Here is a 23,639-nt window from a genome sequence, read left to right on the forward strand (position 1 = left end):
GCAAATACCGTAGGGGGCACGCGTCGCCCCCAACACCTGCAAGCTCGGCCCTACGACGATTTTTCTGCCACAGCAAAGCGATTTTGCTGACAAATCCCGCATACTCTTGCTCTCAAAACCTTCAGGAAGAGCCGTCCGATGACAACCACTGTTCTGGTCCTGGTCGAAACCATCAACGAATACCTGCCCATCATCGAAAGCAATGACTTTCATGTGATCCTGGCACCGACGCCCGCCGAACGCGCCCAGGCCATCAAGGCCCACGGCGGGCAGATCAAGGCCGTACTGACGCGTGGCCCGCTGGGCCTGTATGCCGAAGAAATCGCCGCGCTGCCGTTGCTGGAGATCATCTGCGTGATCGGTGCCGGCTATGAGCATGTCGACCTGCAGGCGGCAAGCAACCGCGGGATCGTGGTGACCAACGGTGCCGGGGTGAACGCGCCTTCGGTGGCGGACCACGCCATGGCCTTGCTGCTGTCATTGGTGCGCGGTATTCCGCAAACGGACGCGGCAGTGCGCCACGGCGAATGGCCCAAGGTGATGCGCCCTTCCCTGGGCGGCAAGCAACTGGGGATTCTCGGCCTCGGCGCGGTGGGCCTGGAGATCGCCAAGCGCGCCGCCCTCGGGTTCGGCATGCAGGTGAGTTACCACAACCGCCAGCCGCGCGATGACGTGGACTACATCTATTGCTCGACCGCCGTGGAGCTGGCACACACCTCGGACTTCCTGATCCTGGCCACGCCCGGCGGCCCGGGCACGCGCCACTTGATCGATCGGCATGCCCTGGATGCATTGGGGCCGAACGGCTACCTGGTGAATATCGGCCGTGGCAGCGTGGTGGTGACCGCCGACCTGGTCGCCGCCCTGGAACAGCGGCGTATCGGCGGCGCGGCACTGGATGTGTTCGACGACGAGCCCAAGGTGCCCGATGCCCTCAAGCGCCTGAGCAATACCGTGCTGACCTCCCATGTGGCCGGGCTGTCGCCGGAAGCCGCCCACGATACGGTGCAGCGGGTGGCCGACAACCTGCTGGAGTACTTCGCCGGCCGGCCGGTGCTGACGCCGGTCGCCTTGCCCCCGCCCGAAAAATGACCGATCAGGCACGCTGATCATCATCCAACACGCGAACCTATTAAGCCGCCCCGACCTTGTGGCCGGGCGGCTGGGCGCATTAGATTAGCCAATAGTCCGAGGCCTTTAGAATAAGCAGAAGGGATAAGCATGGCGCTGAACGACCAATCGACCCAGATCCGCCCAGGCGAAGAACTTGATGCCAGCCTGATCGATCCCTACCTCAAGGCCCATATCCCGGGCCTGAGCGGCACGCTCAAGATCAGCCAGTTCCCCGGCGGCGCGTCCAACCTGACCTACTTGCTGGAATACCCGGGCCAGGAATTCGTGCTGCGCCGCCCGCCGTTCGGGCACAAGGCCAAATCGGCCCATGACATGGGTCGCGAGTTCCGCATTCTCAATCAGCTGAAAGACGGCTTTCCCTACTGCCCCAAGGCCTACGTGCATTGCACCGATGAATCGGTGATCGGTGCCGAGTTCTATGTGATGGAGCGCGTCAACGGCATCATCCTGCGCTCCGACCTGCCGGCCGAACTGGGCCTGGACGCGAGCAAGACCGAAGCGCTGTGCAAAAGCTTTATCGACAAGTTCGTCGAACTGCACCAAGTGGACTACAACGCCTGCGGCCTGGCCGACCTGGGCAAGCCCGAGGGGTACGTGGAACGCCAGATCCGCGGCTGGAGCGACCGCTACGAAAAAGCCCTGACCCCCGACGCACCTCGCTGGGAGGCCGTGCGCGCCTGGCTCAACGACAAGATGCCGGCCGACCATCCCACTTCCAGCATCGTGCATAACGACTACCGCTTCGACAACGTGATCCTCGACCCGCACAACCCGATGCAGATCATCGGCGTGCTGGACTGGGAGTTGACCACCCTCGGCGACCCGCTGATGGACCTGGGCAACACCCTCGCCTACTGGATCGAAGCCGCCGACCCGGCGCCCGTGCAACTGATGCGCCGCCAGCCGAGCAACGCGCCGGGCATGCTCACGCGTCGCCAGTTCGTCGACTATTACGCCGAGCGCGCCGGCCTTGAGATCGACAATTTCGACTTCTACTACACCTACGGCCTGTTCCGCCTGGCCGGCATCGTGCAGCAGATCTACTACCGTTTTTTCCATGGACAGACCCAGGACAAACGCTTTGCGCAGTTCATTCAGATGAACAAGCTGCTGGAGCAGATGAGCCTGAATGTCATCGGCAAATCCGCCCTCTGATCGACCGAGCCAAGACCCACAAGGAACCCCCATGTCCAAGACCAACCTGTTCGACCTCGACGGCAAGATCGCTTTTGTCTCCGGCGCCAGCCGTGGCATCGGTGAGGCCATCGCCAAATTGCTGGCCCAGCAAGGCGCCCACGTGATCGTGTCCAGCCGTAAGCTGGAAGGCTGCCAGCACGTAGCGGATGCGATCATCGCCGACGGCGGCAAGGCCACTGCGGTTGCCTGCCATATCGGTGAAATGGAGCAGATCAGCCAGGTCTTCGCCGGCATCCGCGAACAGTTCGGCCGCCTGGACATCCTGGTCAACAACGCCGCGACCAACCCACAATTCTGCAACGTGCTGGACACCGACCTGGGCGCCTTCCAGAAAACCGTGGATGTGAATATTCGCGGCTACTTCTTCATGTCGGTGGAAGCCGGCAAGCTGATGCGCGAAAACGGCGGCGGCAGCATCATCAACGTGGCCTCGATCAACGGCATCTCGCCGGGCGTGTTCCAGGGCATCTACTCGGTGACCAAGGCCGCGGTGATCAACATGACCAAGGTGTTCGCCAAGGAATGCGCCGAATTCGGCATCCGCTGCAACGCCCTGCTGCCGGGCCTGACCGACACCAAGTTCGCCTCGGCGCTGGTGAAGAACGACGCGATCCTGAAAATGGCCCTGGCGCAGATCCCGCTCAAGCGCGTAGCGGACCCGAGCGAGATGGCCGGCGCGGTGCTGTACCTGGCCAGCGATGCATCCAGCTACACCACCGGGGTGTCGCTGAACGTGGACGGTGGTTTCCTGTCCTGACCACATAAGCAGCACAATCCCCAGGTGGGAGCAGGCCCGCTCCCACTTTTTTTATCGCGTTGTCATACAGCCCCTTTGGAGCAAACGTCGCCAGCGAGTAGTCTTGGACCGACTCAGCCCCTCAGGAAAAACATGGAACTGCACGTGATCATCAACGGCCGCAAGGACCTGGCCGAACAGCTTTACCAGCAACTGCGCGAAGCCATCGACTCCGGCCGCCTGGCCGCCGGGGCGCAATTGCCGCCCAGCCGCCTGCTGGCCGCGCAACTGGGCGTGTCACGCAAGACCGTGTCCGACACCTACGCCACCCTGACCTACGAAGGCCTGCTGGTGGGCAAGATCGGACGCGGCACGTTCGTCAACAGCCGCACTCCGCCGACCGAACGCCTGCAAACCGCCACCGACCTGGCCTGCGCCGCCAACCTGGCGAAGTGGCAGGCACTGCCCTCGCCCATGCATCACCCCACGCGCGACAGTGCCCTGCGCTACGAGTTCCTCGGCGGCGCCACCAGCCGCCACCAATTCCCCCAGGACGAATGGCGACGCTGCACCCAGGACGCCCTGCGCCGTATTGCCCAGAACAGTGGCCTCTACAGCCAGACCGAAGGCCTGCTGGCGTTGCGCAGCGCCATCGCCGGGCACATTGCGTTTTCCCGTGGGGTCAAATGCAGCGCCGACGACATCGTGGTCACCAACGGCGCGCAGCAGGCTCTCGACCTGATCGCCCGCGTCGTGCTGGAGCCGGGCAGCATCGTCGCCATGGAAGACCCCGGCTACACCCCGGCGCGCCAGTTGTTCATGGCGATGGGGGCAAACGTCATCGGGGTGCCCGTCGACGATCAGGGCATTCAGGTCGAGCGGATCCCCGACGGTGCGCGGCTGATCTATGTGACACCGTCCCACCAGTTCCCCCTCGGCATGCCCATGAGCCAGGCACGCCGCGAAGCCCTGCTGGCCCGTGCGTTCGAGCTGGGGGCGATGGTTATCGAAGACGACTACGACAGCGAATTCCGTTACGAAGGCCGTCCCACCGACTCCCTGCAAAACATGGACACCCGAGGCGTGGTGACTTACGTCGGCACCTTCTCCAAAACCCTGCTGCCGGAGTTGCGCCTGGGCTATGCGGTACTGCCGCCAGCCCTTTATGGCGCGGTGCTCAAGGCCAAGCAATTGACCGATCAACACAGCTCCACCTTGCCGCAATGGGCGTTAGCCAAGTTCATCAGCGAAGGCTATCTGCTCAAGCATATTCGCCGCTGCCACAGCGTGTATGCCGGGCGCCGCGAGCGCATCCTGCAGCGCCTGGCGGGCGACCTGGCGCCGTGGTTCGAAGCGGTGCCCACCGTGGCCGGCTTTCATATGGCGGCCCTGTGCAAGGTGCCGGTGAATATTGCGTTGTTGATGCAGCTGGCACGCCAGGTCGACGTGGGCCTGTACCCGCTCGACGTGTTTTTTCACGACACGCCGGTACGCCCGGGCCTGATCATCGGCTTCGGCGCGATCGAAACCCTGGACATCGACCCGGCCCTGGACAAGGTGCGCGACATTCTCCAGCAGATTGGCTAGAGGTTTTTCGGCTGGATTGGTCATTGGTCGGCGGGAGCACGCGGCGTAGGGTGAAGACCTCTCGAACGACTCGGAAACTCGCCATGAAACGCTCACTCGCAACCGCCCTGATACTGGCCTCGTTCAGTGCCTTCGCCCATGAACCGGTGTACAACCAGGAGTCGATCAAGGTTCTGCAAGAGCACGCCCTGAGCAACGTGCCCGGCAAGAAAACCATCATGCTGAGCGTCGATTACGCCGCGGGCCAGGCCACCGTGCCCCACAGCCATACCGGCACTGCCGTGGCTTACGTGCTGGAGGGCGCGATTACGTCGCGGGTCAACGATGAACCGGCGATCACCTACACGGCCGGCCAGTCATTCTACGAGCCGGCGGGCTCGCGGCACTTCGAGTCGAGCAATGCCAGCCAGACCCGACCGGCGAAACTGCTGGTGGTGATGGTGCTGGATGACAAGGCTGAGGTGCTCACCCCTCTGGCGCACGAATAGCACCGCTGCGAGACTCAAGGGCGATTGAATCGACGGCGCAGTGCTTCAATCGGCTCGCGGCAGGCACAACCTTCAAGATGGTCATTGACCATCCCCGTCGCCTGCATCAACGCATACATCGTAGTCGGCCCCACGTAGGTCCACCCGCGTTTCTTCAAGGCCTTCGACAAGCGCACCGAAGCCGGTGACGTCGGGTTGGCGCGCCAATACGCCAGATCCACCCGCGCCGGGCGTTCGTCAGGCGTCGGTTCGAACGACCATAGCCATTTCGCCAACGAACCGGCTTCCTCCACCAACTCGCACGCCCTGCGCGCATTGTTGAGGGTCGAGACGATCTTCGCGCGGTTGCGCACGATGCCAGGGTCAGCCATCAGGCGTTCGATATCCGCTTCGCCGTACTGCGCCACACGGCGGAAATCAAAACCGTCGAACGCCCGCCGAAAATGCTCGCGCTTGCGCAGGATGGTGATCCACGCCATCCCCGCCTGAAACCCCTCCAGGCAAATCTTCTCGTACAACTGAATGTCATCCGCCACCGGCACGCCCCATTCATGGTCGTGGTAGTGCGGATATTCCGGCGCAGCGGTACGCCAACTGCAATGGGTCAGCCCTGCGTCGTTGGTGCTCAGTCCTGGTTTGTCCATCCGTCACCTCGCGTACTCAGCGGCGGATGATAAGCGAAAAAATTTGCGCCCCGTCAACCGCTCAAGCACCGCCCTCGCAGAGCAACTGGTCAGACCGCAACCGGACAAGCCGCGAAAATCACTTGTGACCTGGAAAAAACCCAGCGTAGACTGGCCACGCACTGGACTTACCGGTATGACCACAACAATTAAGCCCTGGACCCACCAGGGCACCGAATAGAGATCCCTCCCATGTTCAGATGGTGCTCGCGTTCGATTTTCCTGCAAGTCGTGATCGGTCTGATGCTCGGCATCCTCTGCGGCCTGGCCCTTCCCGAATTCTCCTCGCAACTCAAACCCCTGGGTGACGGTTTCATCAAACTGATCAAGATGTTGATTGGCCTGATCGTGTTCTGCGTGGTGGTCAGCGGTATCTCCGGCGCCGGCGACTTGAAAAAGGTCGGGCGCATCGGCCTCAAGTCGGTGATCTATTTCGAAGTGCTGACCACCGTCGCCCTGGTGATCGGCCTGCTCATGGCCTTCAGCACCGGCATCGGCAGCGGTGCGAATATCCACCTGGAGCAATTGTCCTCCGCCGGCTTGCATGAACTGGCCGACAAGGGCCAACACATCAAGGGCACCAGCCAGTTCCTGATGGACCTGATCCCCAACTCGGTGATCGGTGCATTTGCCGACAACAACGTGCTGCAAGTGCTGCTGTTCTCGGTGCTGTTCGGCAGCGCCTTGAACCTGGTGGGTGAAGCGGCGTCGGGCATTTCGCGGCTGATCAACGAGCTGAGTCACGTGATCTTCCGCATCATGGGCATGATCGTGCGCCTGGCGCCGATCGGCGTGTTCGGCGCGATCGCCTTTACCACCAGCACCTACGGCCTGGACTCACTGCAGCACCTGGGCAGCCTGGTAGGCCTGTTCTACCTGACCTGCTTTATGTTTGTCGGGGTGATCCTCGGCCTGGTGATGCGCCTGTCCGGCCTGCGCATGCTGCCGCTGCTCAAGTACCTGCGCGAAGAGCTGCTGATCGTGATGGGCACCGCCTCGTCCGACGCGGTGCTGCCACAGATCATGCGTAAACTGGAACACTTGGGCATCGGCAGTTCCACCGTGGGCCTGGTGATTCCGACAGGCTATTCGTTCAACCTCGACGGTTTCTCGATCTATCTGACCCTGGCCATCGTGTTTATCGCCAACGCTACCGGCACACCGCTGTCGATGACCGACTTGCTGACCATCCTGCTGGTATCGTTGATCACCTCCAAGGGCGCCCATGGCATTCCGGGGTCAGCGCTGGTGATTCTGGCGGCGACACTCACGGCCATCCCGGCGATTCCGGTGGTCGGCCTGGTGCTGGTATTGGCGGTGGATTGGTTCATGGGCATCGGCCGTGCATTGACCAACCTGATCGGCAACTGCGTCGCCACCGTGGCCATTGCGCGCTGGGAAAAAGACATCGATATCCAGCGCGCCAACAAGGTACTCGCCGGCCAGCAGGGTTATGCGTTCCAGGCTAAAAAGCCGGTAGTGCCCGCGCACCAGGAGTTCTGACCCATTGGCATGAGCGACACAGATCACCAGTGGGAAGGAGCTTGCTCTCTCCCACACTCAATCGTCGCCTTTGTGGCAATTGTATTCGCAACATCAAGGAGCAATCGACGTGGTCACCCCCTCAACCGTCGTCAATTCAGTCGTAGAAAAACTCCGCGCCTCCCTGGCGCGGGGCCAGTGGCGGCGCGGTGAAATGCTGCCCGGTCAGCGTGAACTGGCCGAACAGCTGGGCATCAGCCGCCCCAGCCTGCGTGAAGCCGTGATCGTGCTGGAAACCCTCGGCCTGGTGCGCTCGATGCCCGGCAAAGGCGTGGTGGTGCTCGAAACCCACGTCAACGAGGCGCAATCGAGCGACGCCGTGGCCGACGCCAGCCTCGAAGATATCCTGCAACTGCGCTACACCCTCGAACCGTTTATTGTCGGCCTGGTGGCCCAATCCATCAGCAGCAAAGAGGTTGGCCAACTGCGCCTGACCCTGATGGACATGCGCGAAGCCCTCGACGCTGGCGACGCCGAAGCCGGGATGAATGCCTACATTGCCTTCCACGAAGAACTGTTCGCCCTCACCTCCAACCCGATCTTCCAGAACGTGGTGCAACAAACCAGCAACGCTCTCAAGCAGAGCGCACAGGTGCTGCGCAACTCCCCGGAACACCTGGCGGAACGCCTGCAGGAAAACGATGCCGTGGTGCGCGCCATCCGCAACAAGAACAGCGCCCTGGCCAGCGCCGAAATGCGCAAGCACATCCTCCAGGAAGGCCTGCGCATGGGCATTCGCTTGACCATCCCGGACGACCATCTGGGCAGTTGATTTTTGGAGACCGGCCATGACCGCCCACGCCTTGCCACGCGACCTGCCCATCACCGGCCTGCCCGCCATGTGCCTGGTGGCCGGTAAAAAGCCCTCGGTGAATGACATCTACCCACGGCTGTTCGACGCCATTCTCGAACAGCGCATCGCCCCGTCCACCCGGTTGACCGAGGAAAGCCTGGGCCAAACCTTCGGAGTGAGCCGCAGCGTGATTCGCCGGGTGTTGGCCAAGTTGTCGCACCAGCACGTGATCATCCTGCGCCCCAACCAGCGCGCCCAGGTAGCCGCACCGGATGCCCAGCAGACGCGGCAGATTCTGGAAGCGCGGCGGTTGACGGAGGTCGCGGTGGTACAACTGGCCTGCGCCCAGGCCACACCGATGCAGATCCGACAGTTGCGCGAGCTGATTGCCCGCGAGCGTGATTGTATTGAACGCGACCAGCGTGGGCCGGCGATTCGCTTGTCGGGGGAGTTTCATCTGCAATTGGCGGCGATGGCGGGGAATGCGCCGTTGGCACAGTTTCTCAACAGCCTGGTGCCGTTGACGTCGCTGATCATTGCCCAGTACGAGGCGCAAGCCAGCAGCTATTGTGCGTGGCAGGAGCATGTGGCGATTGTCGATGCCATCGAGCAACGGGCCTCTGGCATTGCGGTGAACTTGATGACCCGGCACCTGGATCACCTGGAGACCCGACTACTCAAGCACCACTGATCCCAAGTCGATGGCGCTCACAATGAAAAAGGGGGCTTGCCCCCGATAGTGGTGGATCAGTCATACCGGTGTTGACTGATCCATCGCTATCGGGAGCAAGCCCCCTCCCACAGTTGTTTACCGCTCGATCAAACCGATGCCAGCACCGACTGACCGCTCAACGCCAGGTCCAGCAACTCACGGTTGGCCACCGCGTACATGGCGTAGTCCGTGCCGACCGCGGCACGGATTTCCACCATCATTGCGCGCCAGCGATCGGCCATGTCCTGGTGCTGCTCAAGCCACAGGGCCACGCGGGCTTCCATGTCTTGTGGCGCTTCGGCCATTTGCAGTACGGAAATGGTGATCGCCCGTTGCTGCCAGTCCACGTCGTCGCGGAAGGCTTCGCGGGCCTGGGCCTGCCAGTTGTTGGCGACCGGCAGATCGCTGATCTGCTGCAGGTACCATGGCAAGTCCAGGGCGCTGCCGACGGCGAAGTAGGCCTTGGCCACTTCGGCGGCGTCATGCCCGGTCACGTCGGCGGCTTCGATGATCGGCAGCAAGGTGTACAGGTGCGTCGTGCCTGCAACCATGCGTGCCAACAACTCCGGTACGCCGGCTTCGGTGTAGGCCTGGTAACGGGTCTGCCAGCCTTCACGGGTCGGGCCTTCGAGCAGTTCGTCGAGTTTGAGACCCAGTGCGGCCAGGTGCGGACCGAAGTGCGCGGTGTCACGCCCGGCATCCTGCTCGTTGCGACGGCTGCGCAGGAACCAGCGCGTGGCACGACGGCCCAGGCGCATCAGCTCGTCCATCAGCTCCAGTTGCACGTCGGCGGAGACCTGGTGGTCCAGGGCTTCGATCTGACGGAACCAGTGCGGGAGATGGAAAATGTCGCGCACGATCACATAGGCGCCCGCCACGTTGGCCGGGCTCATGCCGGTCGACTCTTTGAGCCGCTGCACGAAGGTGATGCCCATGTGGTTGACCAGGTCGTTGGCGATCTGGGTGCTGACGATCTCGCGCTTCAGACGGTGGCGACGCATCGCCTCGCCGAACTTGGCCACCAGGCTCGGTGGGAACGCGGTCTCCATGTCACGGGTCAGGTACTCGTCATCCGGCACCTGCGACTTGAGCAGGGCTTCCTTGAGGTCGATCTTGCTGTACGAGATCAGCACCGACAGCTCCGGACGGGTCAGGCCCTTGCCGGTGGCGGCGCGTTCGGTGAGCTGCTCCTCGGTCGGCAGGTACTCGATGGCGCGGTCCAGCTTGCCACGGCTTTCCAGGTCGCTCATCAGGCGCTTGTACTCGGCGGCACGCTCGTAGGCACGGCGTGCGGCCAGGGACAGGGCCTGGGTCTGCTTGTAATTGTTGCCCAACACCAGGCTGCCGACTTCGTCGGTCATGCTCGCCAGCAACTGGTTGCGTTGCTTGTCGGTCATGTCGCCGGCCTGCACCACTTCGTTGAGCAGGATCTTGATGTTCACTTCGTGGTCGGAGCAGTCCACGCCGCCGGCGTTGTCGATGAAGTCGGTGTTCGAACCGCCGCCATTGAGGCCGAATTCCACACGCCCCAGTTGGGTCATGCCGAGGTTACCGCCCTCGCCCACCACCTTGCAGCGCAGCTCGTTGCCGTTGACGCGCAACGCGTCGTTGGCCTTGTCGCCCACATCGGCATGGCTTTCGGTGCTGGCCTTGACGTAAGTGCCGATACCGCCGTTCCACAACAGGTCCACCGGCGCCTTGAGCAAGGCGTTCAGCAGTTCGGTCGGGGTCAGTTTGTCGGCCTGGATGTCGAAGCGTTCTTTCATCTGCGCCGAGATGGCAATGCTCTTCGCGCTGCGCGAGAAGATACCGCCGCCTTCGGACATGATGCTGGTGTCGTAGTCGCTCCACGCCGAACGCGGCAGCTCGAACATGCGCTGACGCTCGACGAAGCTGGTCGCCGGGTTCGGGTTCGGGTCGATGAAGATATGCAGGTGGTTGAAGGCCGCGACCAGTTGCAGCTTGTCGGACATCAACAGGCCGTTACCGAACACGTCGCCGGCCATGTCGCCGACGCCGACCACGGTGATGCTGTCTTCCTGCACGTTGATGCCGCGCTCACGGAAGTGACGCTGCACACCGACCCACGCGCCCTTGGCGGTGATGCCCATTTTCTTGTGGTCGTAACCGGCCGAACCGCCGGAGGCGAATGCATCGCCGAGCCAGAAGCCGTAGTCGATGGCAATGCCGTTGGCGATGTCGGAGAAGGTCGCAGTGCCCTTGTCCGCCGCGACCACCAGGTACGGGTCATCGCCGTCATGCCGCACGACATTGACCGGCGGCACCAGGGCGCCGTCCTTGAGGTTGTCGGTGATGTCCAACAGGCCGGAAATGAAGATGCGGTAGCAGGCGATGCCCTCGGCCGCGATCTCGTCGCGGCTGCCGCCCAGTGGCAAACGGCGCGGCAGGAAGCCGCCCTTGGCGCCCACCGGCACGATCACCGAGTTCTTCACTTGCTGGGCTTTTACCAGGCCGAGCACTTCAGTGCGGAAGTCTTCTTCACGGTCGGACCAGCGCAGGCCGCCGCGCGCGACATTACCGAAGCGCAGGTGGACACCCTCGACCCGTGGCGAGTAGACGAAGATTTCAAACTTCGGCACCGGCTTGGGCAGCTCGGGAATGGCCCGCGGGTCGAACTTGAAGCTGAAGTACGCCTTGTTCTGGCCGTTGGCGTCGGTCTGGTAGAAGTTGGTGCGCAGGGTGGCCTTGATCAGGTCGAGGTAGCGACGCAGGATGCGGTCTTCGTTGAGCACCTGAACCTCGTCCAGGGCGCTGAGGATCGCTTGTTCCAGGCGTTGCTGCTTGTCTTCCAGGTCGTCGGCGGTGAGCTTGCGCGCCAGGTAGAAGCGCGTCTTGAACAACCGGGTCAACTCGCGGGCGATGTCGGTGTGGTTGTTCAGGGTGCTGGCGATGTAACCCAGGTCGAAGCCCAGGCGGATCTGTTTCATGTAACGCGCGTAGGCACGCAGCAGCGCCACGTCGCGCCACGGCAGGCCAGCGGTGAGTACCAGGCGGTTGAACGCATCGTTCTCGGCATCGCCGTGGACGATATGCACGAACGCGTCCTGCAGGGTGTCGTTGAGCTGCTGGATATCCAGGTTCACGCCTTCGGCGGCAATGAACGCGAAATCATGGATCCAGAACTCACGGCCATTGGCATGACGCAGGCGGTACGGGAATTCACCCAGCACGCGCAGGCCGAGGTTTTCCAGGATCGGCAATACGTCGGACAGCGCCAGCGGGGTGTCGGCATGGTAGAGCTTGCAATGCAGCTCACGCTGGCCGGACACCTGGCCCAGCGGCTGATAGAAGCTCATCACCAACGGGTTGGCTTCGGTGAGGCTGAGCAAGTGCTGCATGTCGACCACCGCCGAATGCGCAGCAAAACGCTCGCGGTAGCCGGCCGGGAAACCTTTCGGGAAGTCCGCCAGCACGTTGGTGCCGTGGGCCTCGCCGAAGCTTTCGACCACCAGGCTGGAATAGTCGTCCTGCCAGCTGCGGCAGGCCTGCACCACTTCTTTTTCCAGTTGCAGTGGGTCGATGTCCAGGCGGTTCTTCGGGTCGACCCGCAGAATCAGTTGCACACGGGCCAGCACGGACTCGGAGAAGAACGTCCAGAATTCGCAGTCCGAGGCTTTCAGGCGATCCATCAGCACTTGCTGGATCTTCTGGCGCACTTCGGTGGAATAGATGTCGCGCGGCACGTAGGCCAGGCAGTAGCAGAAACGCCCGTAGGGGTCTTTGCGCAGGAACACGCGGATCTTGTTGCGTTCCTGGATCTGCACGATCGACATCACGGTGCTGAACAGCTCGTCGACCGGGGTCTGGAACAGGTCGTCACGCGGCAGTACTTCGACCACCTGCGCCAGTTCCTTGCCCAGGTGCGCCTTGGCCTGGAAGCCCGAGCGGCGTTCGATTTCCGCGACCTTGCGGCGGATATAAGGAATCACCCGCACGCTTTCGCCGTACACCGACGAGGTGTACAGGCCCATGAAGCGGCATTCCTTGATGACCTTGCCGTCGGCGTCGATCTCGCGGATCGACACGTAGTCCGGATAAGCCGGACGATGCACGCGGCTCGGGTGGGCGGCCTTGGCGAACGACAACACGGTCGGCTCGCGCAGGTAGGACACGGCGTAGTCTTCGATGCGCAGGTCGTCGGCGGTAAGGCCGGCGCGCAGCAGCTTGGTCAGACCGAGGAAGGAGCTGGCGTCATATTCGATATGACCACCGTCCGCCTCGTCACGTACCACGAACTCTTCATAGCCGAGGAAGGTGAAGTGGTTGCCCACCAGCCATTCCAGGAAGTTCTTGATCTCGGCTTGTTCTTCGCCGTCGATGCTGAACCGGCTGGCGTCGATACCGACCAGCAGTTCCTGGACCTTGGCTTTCATCGGCTCGAAATCGGCCACGGCCACGCGCACTTCGCCCAGTACCTGCTCCAGCTCTTTGCTCAGCACGTTCAGTTCGGCGGCGTTGGCGCAGCGGTCGATTTCCAGGTACATCAGCGATTCTTGCTGGATGCCTTCGCCCTGGGTGCCCTTGGCCAGAATTTCCAGCAATTCGCCCTTGCTGCCACGGCGCGTGCTGAGCACGGTGGTTTGCAGGGTGTGGATGCTGTAGCCGCGGCGGTTCAGCTCGGTACGCACCGAGTCCACCAGAAATGGCAGGTCATGGTGCAGCACTTCGACCGCGGTGTGGGTCGACTGCCAGCCATGACGTTCGTAATCGGGGTTGTAGACCCGCACCTGGGGTTCGGTGTGGTCGAAGCGCTCAAGCAGGCGCCAGGCAGACAGGGTGCAACCGGCCAGGTCGGAAAGGCGACGTTGGGTCAGTTCGTCCAGGGAAATGATGCCGAAAAATTGTTCAGCGAACAGCGCCACTTGTGGCAGTGCCTGTTCACTGATGTGCTGCGCCAGTGCCGCTTGCAGTTGATGCTGGAAGTCGGCCTTGCTGGCTGCGGTGAAGAACGCCATCTGTGGTACTCCGCTTGGGCTTGTTATTGATGGAAGCGTCGCGTGTTATCCCCTTGCGGGGAGACCGTCAGCCCTGTTCGCAGGTAACGATACAAGCACCATAAACGAATCAGGGTGACAGGTGGGTGAAGCTGGACAAGACGATCAGGTCACATACAACTTCCATTGGACGTACACCTTGCCAGGCGACGGTGTGACGGGCAGGTCAGGCTCCCAGCAGTGAGCACATCCGTTGCGCAGCTTAACGAGTGTAGGAAGACAGCTGCTTGCGGCGCTGCGACATATTCGGTCATCGGCTGGCAATGAAGGGTTGCACAAAGGGCAACCACACACACCGAACGACAAAAAAGCCGGTCACCGGCGCTGATTTCAAGCCAATGATAGCTAACACACGCGAAGCCCGTCGGCACATACCTACGGCACATCAAGCAAGGGACCTCAAACATCAGGGAACTTTTCCTGCGCCAACCGCCAATCAAAAAAAAACACAGGGAGCGTGGTTAACCGACTGTCATCTATGCAGGCCTGTCATGATTACGCCAACAGCCCCCTCGCCCATCATTTCGCAACCCACCTCGTCACCGGATAACATCAATCCGCCGATTTCGTTCGCCGACAGCGGCGTATATTCTGCGCAATGGGATAAATATAACCAGGCGGCCCCCAGGCCACAGCCGATCAGTGACGAAGAGCGGTTCGAAACGTGGAAACTGCAAAACGCTGGCAAATCATCTCAATGGAAACTCGATAATCTCCCGGATTACGCGCCCCCTTCATACGCCAAAGAAATAAGAGCATTTCACGGGCACCCTGATGGAACCCCCTCCTCCGACTACCGAGGTTCCTTCGTTCGAAACCCGGCGCTCGAAAACCACATAATGGAAACTGCGCCCCCGGTTATGGGCCCGAGCCACCTTGTGGCAGCGCACGTCAAGTTTCAGATAAAACAACAATTTGGATTAGACGTTGATCCAGATAAAACCTACTTGACGACCATCGCTTACGACCACACTTCGCACAAGCGCCCCCACAAGGGATATATCGTAAGAAAAATTTCGCTCACCGATGCAGCCATGCGAAACATCCAGGGAGAAGAACTACCGTCAGGCGTGCCGCCGTTTAGATATTCAACCTATAAACAAGGCAAACCCAGCTTCGATATACATGAAGACTCAAGGCACTCCAAAGACCAGCCCAGTATCACCGGCGTCTTCAACGCGCCTGACAGAGGAAGGATTTCAACGCATTACACCGGCATTTATACCGAGCCCTCCAGTTCGTCGCCCAATTCGTACAGCGCTGAAAACCAGGTTTCCCTCTCACCTGACGATTTTATGAAAATGACATGGGACCACGCCTATAAAAAGCCTTACGACACGTACATTGATCAATATTGGGACACAAACCGGAAAGAGTATCCGACACGTATAAAGTTTAATTTCATACACGCCGCCAATGAGCAATATCACAATCACTCCCTGAGCAAGGAAGACCTACTACTCGCTGAGCGGGCGGCCGGAACGCCACACGGCAAATCATTCGCACAACTCACACCAGATGACCTAAACAAGCCCTACCAGCCAGACCCCGGCCTGGAAACGAAATTCCTGAGTTACAGCGGCGCCCAGTCCTCAGACATATTTTATGTTCGAGACAAGAAAACCCAGAGAACACTTCTCTTCATGCCGGGAAACGCCCCTCAAATCATTTCGTCCGACTCCCCCGAAGCAATGAATAAGTGGCTCGGCGCACACACTGCCGACCCCAACAATGAAAACTCATTTATGAGCCATTTTCTGATGGAGGACGCACCCAGCACCCTGTTTTATGGCGGTATTCAAAAGCGCTTGCGGATCCACCAGGCCCTGGCAAAAGAACAAGGCGCCGATGCCTACTACGAACGGCTCCACGCTTGGGAAGAGGGCGCTATGTTCGACGGAAAGAGAGTGGCCGACCCCTTCACGGAAACTCAGAAACGCACCGAGTCTGCCACTCGCACGGATGCGTACTACCAATTCGTGCTCAATACAGACCATACAAAAAACACCGTCATCCGAGCGTTGGGGTATCTGAGCCTGGGTACCACGGTACTCGCGCCACTCGGGATCGCATTTCCTCCCGTAGGTTATTTACTGACCGCCTTCTCACTAGGTGCGGGACTGGGGCGGGTGGGTATCGGAATAGATGACACTGCCAACAACAGGCCTGGCGGACCTGAGCGCATACTCGACGGTGCCTGGCGTTCCGTGACGCCCATCGCGTCTAGTGCGCTTGGCAACGCAGCGGCCCCCTTCGGCACCGCGATTAAAAACGTTGTGTTCAAACCATGACGCACGGATGAAATTCACACCGACATAAATATGGCAGCAGTGGCAAAATCCCCCTTTTGCGGCCAATAAACTCATAGGACTGCCATGCAATTGATCACTACCGACCTGATCGCCAACCCATGTGACGAAGAAGAAGACAACATGGCCATGCTCTGCTGCCATAGCGCTAAGGGCGAGATGTTCATACTGGCCCGTTACCCGGATGAAGACGAAGTGGAGCTGACCTGGGACGACGAACCATCGACCCTCGCGGGCCTGAAGGTCACGCTGAGTGACAGCACGTTGCTGATTGAGCTGGCGGCAGGCGATGCCGATGCGCTGGGCGGCAAGGATCACCTGGAGATTCTGCACAGCACCGCCCCTGAGGATTTGGCTGAAGTTGAAGAAACCCTGCAGAACATTCTCAGGGGCACAGGCACTTATATCCGTGCCTGAGGCTACTGCCACACAAAATTCCTACACGTTTTGCGAAAAATACCCCGCGCGCCGTTAGTCGCCGCCCCCCCCGATGCATTAAAGTAAGCCCCCCAGGCCCGGCGTTTTTTCTCGACGCTCGGGCTCATCTCTCCAGGAACCGTCATCGATGGAACATCGTGAAGCGCTGCTTGCGCTGCGAACCTTTCTTTCTACGCAGATTCTCGGCCAGGAAAAACTCATCGAGCGCCTGCTGATTGCCTTGCTTGCCGACGGCCATATGCTGGTGGAAGGCGCGCCGGGCCTGGCCAAGACCAAGGCCATCAAGGAGTTGGCCGAAGGCATCGAAGCGCAGTTCCATCGTATCCAGTTCACCCCCGACCTGTTGCCCGCCGACATCACCGGCACTGAAATCTATCGCCCCGAAACCGGCAGCTTCGTGTTCCAGCAGGGGCCGATCTTCCACAACCTGGTGCTGGCGGACGAAATCAACCGCGCCCCGGCCAAGGTGCAGTCGGCCTTGCTCGAAGCCATGGCCGAGCGCCAGGTCAGTGTGGGCCGCAGTACTTACGAGCTGTCGCCGCTGTTTCTGGTGATGGCCACGCAAAACCCCATCGAGCAGGAAGGCACCTACCCGCTGCCCGAAGCCCAGCTCGACCGTTTCCTGATGCACGTCAAGATCGGTTTCCCGGACGCGGCCGTGGAGCGGCGCATCCTGCAGCAGGCCCGTGGCGAGGCGCTCAACGGTGAAACCAAGCCCGAACGCCGCGTCAGCCAGCAGGCGATCTTTGCCGCGCGCAAGGAAATTCTCGGCCTGTACATGGCCGATGCGGTGGAGGAATACCTGGTGCAACTGGTCATGGCCACACGCACCCCGGCCAAATTCGACCCGGAAATGGCCGAGTGGATCGCCTATGGTGCCAGCCCCCGCGGCTCCATCGCCCTCGACCGCTGCGCCCGTGCCCACGCCTGGCTGGCCGGGCGAGACTTTGTCAGCCCGGAAGACATCCAGGCGGTGCTGTTCGACGTGCTGCGCCATCGCATCATTCTGTCGTTCGAAGCCGAAGCCGCCGGGATCGACCAGGACCGCGTGGTACAACGCATTCTCGACGTCGTAGCCGTCGCTTGAAATCGATGAACGCCAGCGATGGAGTGCGCGTCACGCTCAGCGAATTGATTGAGATGCGCCACCGCGTGCGCGAAGTGCAGCTGTTTTCCACGCCAAGCCAGCGCAGCCCGCTGATCGGCCTGCACCACTCCAAGCTGCGCGGGCGCGGGGTCGACTTCGACCAGGTGCGCGTCTACCAGGCCGGCGACGATGTACGCACCATCGACTGGCGCGTGACCGCGCGCACCCAGGAACCGCACACCAAGCTGTTCCACGAAGAGCGCGAACGCCCGATTTTCATCATGGTGGAGCAAAGCTGCCGCTTGTTTTTCGGTTCGGGGCAGATGTTCAAGTCGGTGCTCGCGGCCCAGGCGGCCAGCCTGATCGGCTGGGCGGCGCTGGGGCATAACGACCGCGTCGGCGGGCTGGTCTTCGGCGACAACGAGCACTACGAAATCAAACCGCGGCGCAGCAAACAGAGCCTGCTGCAACTGCTCAACCGCCTGGTGCGGGTCAACCAGAGCCTGAGCACCGAAAGCGGCCCCGAAACCGACGCCCTGGGCCTGGCCCTGCGCCGTGGCCGTGAAGTGCTGCGCCCCGGCAGCCTGGTGATCGTGATCTGCGACGAGCGCGCACTGACCGAAGGCGCCGAACAACAGCTGAGCCTGTTGTCACGCCATTGCGACCTGCTGCTGTTGCCGATCTCCGACCCGCTCGACCACGCCCTGCCCGCCGCTGGGCTGCTGCGCTTTGCCGAACGCGGTGCGCAACTGGAACTGGACACGCTGAACTTCGATTTGCGCCAGGCCTACAAGGCCCAGGCCGAAGCGCGCAGCGCCCGCTGGGAACTGCTCGCGCAGAAACTGCGGGTATTGCTGATGCCCTTGAGCACCCAGAGCGAAATGGTCGAGCAACTGCGCGAATACCTCAACCCGCAACGCCCGGCTAAAAAGCAATGAGCAGCCTCGACCAACTCCAACCGCTGATCGCCCCACCGGCGATCGGCTTCTGGCCGCCTGCGCCAGGCTGGTGGCTGTTGCTGCTGGTGATCCCGCTGCTGGGCTGGGGCGTGTGGTGGCTGCGCCGCTTCCTGCCCACGCGGCGTCCCGTGTCCCGCGCCGAACAACCGCTCGACCCGCTGCGCATCGCCGCCCTGGCCGAACTGGCGCTGATGCCCAAACCCTACGACGGCGCGCCCGCCGGGGCCTGGCTGCAGCAACTCAACGGCCTGCTCAAGCGCCTGTGCCGCAACGACTACCCCTACAGCCAGAGCCACACCCTCAACGGCCGCAAATGGCTGGCGTTTCTCGATAACCGCTGCCCCGCCGCCGGCCTCACACGCTGGATGGTGCTGGTGGAAGGCGCCTATAAGCCCGAATGCAAACTCGACGACAAAGCCATCGCCGGCCTGACCCAGGCCGTCGACACCTGGATTCGCAAACATGTTTGAGTTCGCCTGGCCGTGGATCTTCGCCCTGCTGCCGCTGCCCTGGTTGATGCGCCTGGTGCTGCCGGCGGCCGACAGCGGCGAGCCCGCGCTGAAAGTCAGCTACCTCAGCGACCTCGAAGGCCTGGCGGGCCGCCGGGCACGCTCGAACCTGCCCGGCTGGCGGCAACAGGCGCCTTTCGTCGTGCTGTGGCTGCTGCTCTTGACCGCCGCCGCCCGCCCGGAATGGCTCGGCGAACCGCTACCGATTGCCGCCAGCGGCCGCGATTTGCTGGTGGCGGTGGACGTGTCCGGCTCCATGGATTTTCCCGATATGCAGTGGGAGGACGATGACGTCAGCCGCCTGACCTTGGTCAAACACCTGCTCGGCGACTTCCTTGAAGGGCGCGAAGGCGATCGCGTCGGCCTGATCCTGTTCGGCAGCCAAGCCTACCTGCAAGCGCCGCTGACCTTCGACCGCCACACGGTACGCACCTGGCTGGATGAAGCGCGCATCGGCATCGCTGGCAAGAACACCGCCATCGGTGACGCCATCGGCCTGGCCTTGAAACGCCTGCGCCAGCGCCCGGCGCAAAGCCGCGTGCTGATCCTGGTGACTGACGGCGCCAACAACGGCGGCCGGATCGACCCACTGACCGCCGCGCGCCTGGCCGCTGAAGAAGGCGTGAAGATCTACCCGATCGGTATCGGCGCCGATCCGGAACAAACCGGTTCCCTTGGCGTGCTGGGCGTCAACCCGAGCCTGGACCTCGACGAACCGGCGCTCAAGGCCATTGCCGAGGCCACCGGCGGCCGCTACTTCCGTGCCCGCGATGGCGCAGAGTTGCAAGCGGTCAAGGAAACCCTCGACCAACTCGAACCGGTCGAACAGCAACCGACCCAGGCGCGCCCGGCCCAGGCGCTGTACAGCGGCCCCCTGGCATTGGCGCTGATCCTCAGCCTGTTGCTGGTGGTGCAGGAGCGCTGGCCGAACAACGCGCTGCAACGGCTGTTCAACAAACTGTCGACCAAGGGGCATTTTCTGCAACAGCACCCAGAATGGCGCCAGCGCCTCAAACGCCTGCGTTTGCGGAGGCGTCGATGATCGACCTGTGGCCGCACTGGTTCCGTCCCTGGTGGCTGTTGCTGCTGCCGCTGCTCGGCTGGTTGCTGTGGCAGCTGTGGCACCGGCAAAAGCGCGCCGGGCGCTGGCAGATGATCCTGCCGCCGGCGTTCCATGCCGTGCTGCTCAGCGGTGGCAATGGCCGTGAAAGCAAATCGCCGTGGGTGCTCCTCGGTATTGCCTGGCTGCTGGCAGTACTGGCCTTGCTCGGCCCCAGTTGGCAACGGGTGGAACAGACCAGCCAGAAGCCTTCCGACCCCTTGGTGGTGCTGCTCGAACTGACCCCGGAAATGCTCGCCACCGACAGCCCGCCCAGCCGCCTGGAGCAGGCACGGCGCAAGCTGTATGACTTACTGCAGGCGCGCAGCGACGCACAAACCGCCATCGTCGTGTATGCCGGCAGCGCCCACACCCTGGTGCCGCTGTCGGACGACCTGGCCACCAGCCGCAACCTGCTCGAAGCGCTACGCCCCTCGTTGATGCCCGAGCCCGGGCACCGCGCCGACCTGGCCGTGGAGAAAGCCCTCGGCCTGCTCAAGCAAGGCGGCCTCGGCCAGGGGCGTCTGCTGCTGATCGGTTCATCGCTGTCCAAGCAGGAACGCCAGGGCATCCGCTTGCTGCTGCAAGGCGGCCAGGCGCCAAGCCTGTCGATCCTCGGCATCGGTAGCCGCGAAGGCACGCCGGTGACCCTGGAGAGCGGCGAATTCCTCAAGGACGACCAAGGCGCCATCCTCGTGCCGCGCCTCGACAGCCCGACGCTCAAAGCCTTCGCCAGCGAAATGGGCGGCCGCTACCGTGCCGCGCGCCTGGACGACAAGGACCTGCGCCAACTGGGCATGCTCGACGCGCCGCAAGCCCTGCGCAACGACGGCCAACTGCTGCACCTCGACACCTGGGCCGACCAGGGTTACTGGCTGCTGCTGCCGTTGTTGCTGCTGGCCGCGTGCGCCGGGCGGCGTGGCTGGTTGTTCTGCTTGCCGTTGCTGCTGCTTGGCGCACCGCAGCCCAGTTATGCCTTCGAACTCCAGGACCTGTGGCTGCGCCCCGACCAGCAAGGCCAGTACCTGCTGAAGAAAAAACGCCCCGCAGAAGCCGCCGAACGCTTCCAAGACCCGCAATGGCAAGGCGTGGCGCTGTACGAAGCGGGTAACTACGCCGAAGCCATCAAGCGTTTTGCCGAGGGCAGTGACGCCTACTCTCACTACAATCGCGGCAATGCACTGGCCAGGTCCGGTGAGCTGGAAGCAGCCATCGATGCCTACGAACAGGCGCTGGAAGCCCAGCCCGATCTGCTGCCGGCCCTGAAAAACAAGGCCCTGGTGGAAAGCCTGATACAACAACAGGCGCAGCCCGAGCCGGCCCCGCCCGCAAAAAACGAAGATGACGAAACCACCCAACCCGGCCAAACTGCGCAACCGGGCGCCAGCGCGCAAAGTGCCACGGGTGGCGAGCAATCGCCGCAAAACCAGGGTGAAGCCGGCACCGCCGATACCCAGGCCGGCGCCACGCCACAAGCGGGCGGCAATGACGTGCCGGGCAGCGAGCTGGAGGACGAGCAAACCACCACCCCGCCGTTGCGCCCCAGCGGCGCCAGCCTGGACGGCGAACATCGCCAGGCCCTGGAACAATGGCTGCAGGAGATCCCGGACAACCCCGGCGAACTGCTGCGGCGCAAATTCTGGTACGAACAGCAACAGCATCAGGACAAGACTCGATGAGCCGCCGCACCACCCTTCTGCTTCTGCTCGCGTTGTCGGCAAGCCACGCCCAGGCGGCGAACCTGGTCGCCAGCGTCGACCGCAGCCGCCTCAATTCCGGGGAAACGGTGGAGCTGACGGTGGAATCCGGCGACGTCACGCAGTTCGGCAAACCCGACCTGTCGCCGCTGGAGGCGCAGTTCGAAGTCAGCGGCACGCGCCAGATCAACCAACTCACCACCCTCGGCGGCGATAACCACGCCACGACGCGCTGGATCATTACCCTGCTGCCCAAGCAAAACGGCACCGTGGTGATCCCGCCGCTGCAAGTGGGCGAATACACGACCCAGCCGATCAGCCTGCAAGTGCTGGAAACCACCAGCCAGGACACCAACGCCGAACTCGCGCCGGTGTTCGTCGAATCCAACCTCGACCAGAACACCGTGTACGTGCAGGCCCAGGCCCTGTTGACGGTACGCGTGTATCACTCGGTGTCGCTGTACGACGACAGCAGCCTCACACCGCTGCAGATTCCCGATGCGCGCATCGAGCAACTGGGCGAGTCACGCACCTACGAGAAGGTCATCAACAGCATTCGCCACGGCGTGATCGAAACCCGCTACGCGATCTACCCGCAGCACAGCGGCAGCCTGACGATTGCCGCCCAGACCTTCAGCGCGACCCTGGTGGAGTCGCGCCCGCCGCAGGAGAACACGCTGCAGGGCACCAAGCCGGGCAAGCTGATCCACGTCAGCTCCGCGCCCCTCGAGCTGACGGTCAAACCCAAGCCCGAGCTGTACCCCGCCGAGGCGCCGTGGCTGCCGGCACGCAGCCTGACCCTGAGCGAAAACTGGAACCCCGAGCCGGACCACGTGCAGGTCGGCGATTCCCTGACCCGCAGCCTGACGGTCAAGGCCGAGGGACTCTCCAGCGCACAACTGCCGGCACTGCCGAGCACCGAGATCAATGGCCTGCGCCGCTATCCGGACCAGCCGGTAGTCGGCAACCAGAACAACGACCGTGGCCTGATCGGCAGCCGAGAAGACCGCGAAGCCCTGGTGCCCACCCGCGCCGGCGCGCTGGACTTGCCGGCGGTGGAAGTGGTGTGGTGGAACACCCATGAGGACCACCTCGAACGCACCCGCCTGCCCGCCCGCACGCTGCAAGTAGCGAATAACCCGAGCCTGGTGGTGGACACGCCCGCGACACCGACCGTGATCACCGCCCCCGACGATAGCCGCCTGTGGCTGTGGCAACTGAGCACCCTGCTCCTTGCCTGCACCACGTTGCTAGGTTTCGGCCTGTGGTGGCGCGCACGCCGCCAACCGGCGGTGCAACGCGCGGCACAAACCGGCCCGAGCCCGCGCACCCTGCTCGACGACCTCAAGCGCGCGACCCAGGCCAACGACCCCCAGGCCACGCGCCAGGCCCTCGACGCCTGGGCCCGGCAACAACCGGAAACCCTGGCCGACATGGCGGCGCGCTTCGTGCCGCTGTCCGACGCGCTGGATGGGTTGAACGGCGCGCTGTACAGCGAAAGCGGCCATTATTGGCTGGGTGAAGAACTGTGGCGTGCGGTAAAAGCCATTCCAATGGCCGAACGCGAGCAAGACCCGACGACCGACACCACCAGCTTGCCGCCGTTGTATCCCAAATAGCCCCCCTGATACGTCACGAATCGAGAGTCGGGACG

At 62.5% G+C, this 23,639-nt stretch carries 18 protein-coding genes; 16 read left to right on the forward strand and 2 right to left on the reverse strand.

The window, feature by feature from the left end; all coding sequences use genetic code 11:
* The first annotated feature begins 138 nt into the window (after positions 1-138).
* The 5 genes from LQ249_RS17100 to LQ249_RS17120 all read left to right on the forward strand — a co-directional run bounded on the left by LQ249_RS17100 (position 139) and on the right by LQ249_RS17120 (position 5,142).
* Positions 139-1,092, forward strand: coding sequence for a 2-hydroxyacid dehydrogenase (locus tag LQ249_RS17100; protein WP_017846472.1), 954 nt, complete (start codon positions 139-141; stop codon positions 1,090-1,092).
* Between the two features lie 129 nt (positions 1,093-1,221).
* Positions 1,222-2,289: a phosphotransferase family protein gene (locus tag LQ249_RS17105; RefSeq protein WP_017846473.1), complete on the forward strand. Its 1,068-nt coding sequence runs from the start codon at positions 1,222-1,224 to the stop codon at positions 2,287-2,289.
* A 31-nt stretch (positions 2,290-2,320) separates the two neighbouring features.
* Positions 2,321-3,088, forward strand: coding sequence for an SDR family oxidoreductase (locus tag LQ249_RS17110; RefSeq protein ID WP_017846474.1), 768 nt, complete (start codon positions 2,321-2,323; stop codon positions 3,086-3,088).
* A 132-nt stretch (positions 3,089-3,220) separates the two neighbouring features.
* Positions 3,221-4,654 (forward strand): MocR-like pyridoxine biosynthesis transcription factor PdxR, encoded by a 1,434-nt coding sequence (gene pdxR / locus LQ249_RS17115; protein ID WP_046383650.1) that lies wholly within the window; start codon positions 3,221-3,223, stop codon positions 4,652-4,654.
* Positions 4,655-4,737: 83 nt separating this feature from the next.
* Positions 4,738-5,142, forward strand: coding sequence for a cupin domain-containing protein (locus LQ249_RS17120; protein WP_017846476.1), 405 nt, complete (start codon positions 4,738-4,740; stop codon positions 5,140-5,142).
* Between the two features lie 14 nt (positions 5,143-5,156).
* Here LQ249_RS17120 and LQ249_RS17125 read toward each other — a convergent pair whose 3' ends face one another.
* A complete protein-coding gene (locus tag LQ249_RS17125; RefSeq protein ID WP_057004651.1) occupies positions 5,157-5,786 on the reverse strand; it encodes a DNA-3-methyladenine glycosylase I in 630 nt (209 codons plus the stop codon).
* 216 nt (positions 5,787-6,002) lie between these two features.
* On the opposite strand from LQ249_RS17125, the gene LQ249_RS17130 reads away from it, so the two are divergent.
* From LQ249_RS17130 to LQ249_RS17140, 3 genes are all read left to right on the forward strand, one after another.
* Entirely contained in the window at positions 6,003-7,328 is a 1,326-nt protein-coding gene (locus LQ249_RS17130) for a C4-dicarboxylate transporter DctA (RefSeq protein WP_173677810.1), read from the forward strand.
* A 109-nt stretch (positions 7,329-7,437) separates the two neighbouring features.
* Positions 7,438-8,139, forward strand: coding sequence for a FadR/GntR family transcriptional regulator (locus LQ249_RS17135; protein ID WP_017846479.1), 702 nt, complete (start codon positions 7,438-7,440; stop codon positions 8,137-8,139).
* Between the two features lie 16 nt (positions 8,140-8,155).
* The gene (locus LQ249_RS17140; protein WP_057004652.1) at positions 8,156-8,851 is read left to right on the forward strand and encodes a GntR family transcriptional regulator; all 696 of its coding nucleotides are present in this window, start codon (positions 8,156-8,158) and stop codon (positions 8,849-8,851) included.
* A gap of 128 nt (positions 8,852-8,979) precedes the next feature.
* Here the strand turns inward: LQ249_RS17140 and LQ249_RS17145 are convergent, their stop codons facing one another.
* Positions 8,980-13,848, reverse strand: coding sequence for an NAD-glutamate dehydrogenase (locus tag LQ249_RS17145; protein ID WP_057004653.1), 4,869 nt, complete (start codon positions 13,846-13,848; stop codon positions 8,980-8,982).
* Positions 13,849-14,378: 530 nt separating this feature from the next.
* On the opposite strand from LQ249_RS17145, the gene LQ249_RS17150 reads away from it, so the two are divergent.
* From LQ249_RS17150 to LQ249_RS17185, 8 genes are all read left to right on the forward strand, one after another.
* Entirely contained in the window at positions 14,379-16,178 is a 1,800-nt protein-coding gene (locus LQ249_RS17150) for a dermonecrotic toxin domain-containing protein (protein WP_232565706.1), read from the forward strand.
* A gap of 84 nt (positions 16,179-16,262) precedes the next feature.
* The gene (locus LQ249_RS17155) at positions 16,263-16,613 is read left to right on the forward strand and encodes a hypothetical protein (RefSeq protein WP_057004655.1); all 351 of its coding nucleotides are present in this window, start codon (positions 16,263-16,265) and stop codon (positions 16,611-16,613) included.
* Between the two features lie 148 nt (positions 16,614-16,761).
* Positions 16,762-17,721, forward strand: coding sequence for an AAA family ATPase (locus LQ249_RS17160; RefSeq protein ID WP_003218556.1), 960 nt, complete (start codon positions 16,762-16,764; stop codon positions 17,719-17,721).
* A 5-nt stretch (positions 17,722-17,726) separates the two neighbouring features.
* The gene (locus LQ249_RS17165) at positions 17,727-18,659 is read left to right on the forward strand and encodes a DUF58 domain-containing protein (RefSeq protein WP_108524251.1); all 933 of its coding nucleotides are present in this window, start codon (positions 17,727-17,729) and stop codon (positions 18,657-18,659) included.
* Positions 18,656-19,150: a DUF4381 domain-containing protein gene (locus LQ249_RS17170; RefSeq protein WP_108524252.1), complete on the forward strand. Its 495-nt coding sequence runs from the start codon at positions 18,656-18,658 to the stop codon at positions 19,148-19,150. The genes LQ249_RS17165 and LQ249_RS17170 overlap by 4 nt, the downstream gene beginning before the upstream one ends.
* Positions 19,143-20,231, forward strand: a complete 1,089-nt coding sequence (locus tag LQ249_RS17175) for a vWA domain-containing protein (RefSeq protein ID WP_057004657.1) — start codon at positions 19,143-19,145, stop codon at positions 20,229-20,231. The genes LQ249_RS17170 and LQ249_RS17175 overlap by 8 nt, the downstream gene beginning before the upstream one ends.
* Positions 20,228-21,967, forward strand: a complete 1,740-nt coding sequence (locus tag LQ249_RS17180; RefSeq protein WP_057004658.1) for a tetratricopeptide repeat protein — start codon at positions 20,228-20,230, stop codon at positions 21,965-21,967. The genes LQ249_RS17175 and LQ249_RS17180 overlap by 4 nt, the downstream gene beginning before the upstream one ends.
* Positions 21,964-23,604 (forward strand): BatD family protein, encoded by a 1,641-nt coding sequence (locus LQ249_RS17185; protein ID WP_046383655.1) that lies wholly within the window; start codon positions 21,964-21,966, stop codon positions 23,602-23,604. Before LQ249_RS17180 ends, LQ249_RS17185 begins: the two co-directional genes overlap by 4 nt.
* The last annotated feature ends 35 nt before the right edge of the window (positions 23,605-23,639 follow it).

Source organism: Pseudomonas sp. 7-41, from assembly GCF_021233075.1.
Lineage (GTDB): Bacteria > Pseudomonadota > Gammaproteobacteria > Pseudomonadales > Pseudomonadaceae > Aquipseudomonas > Aquipseudomonas veronii.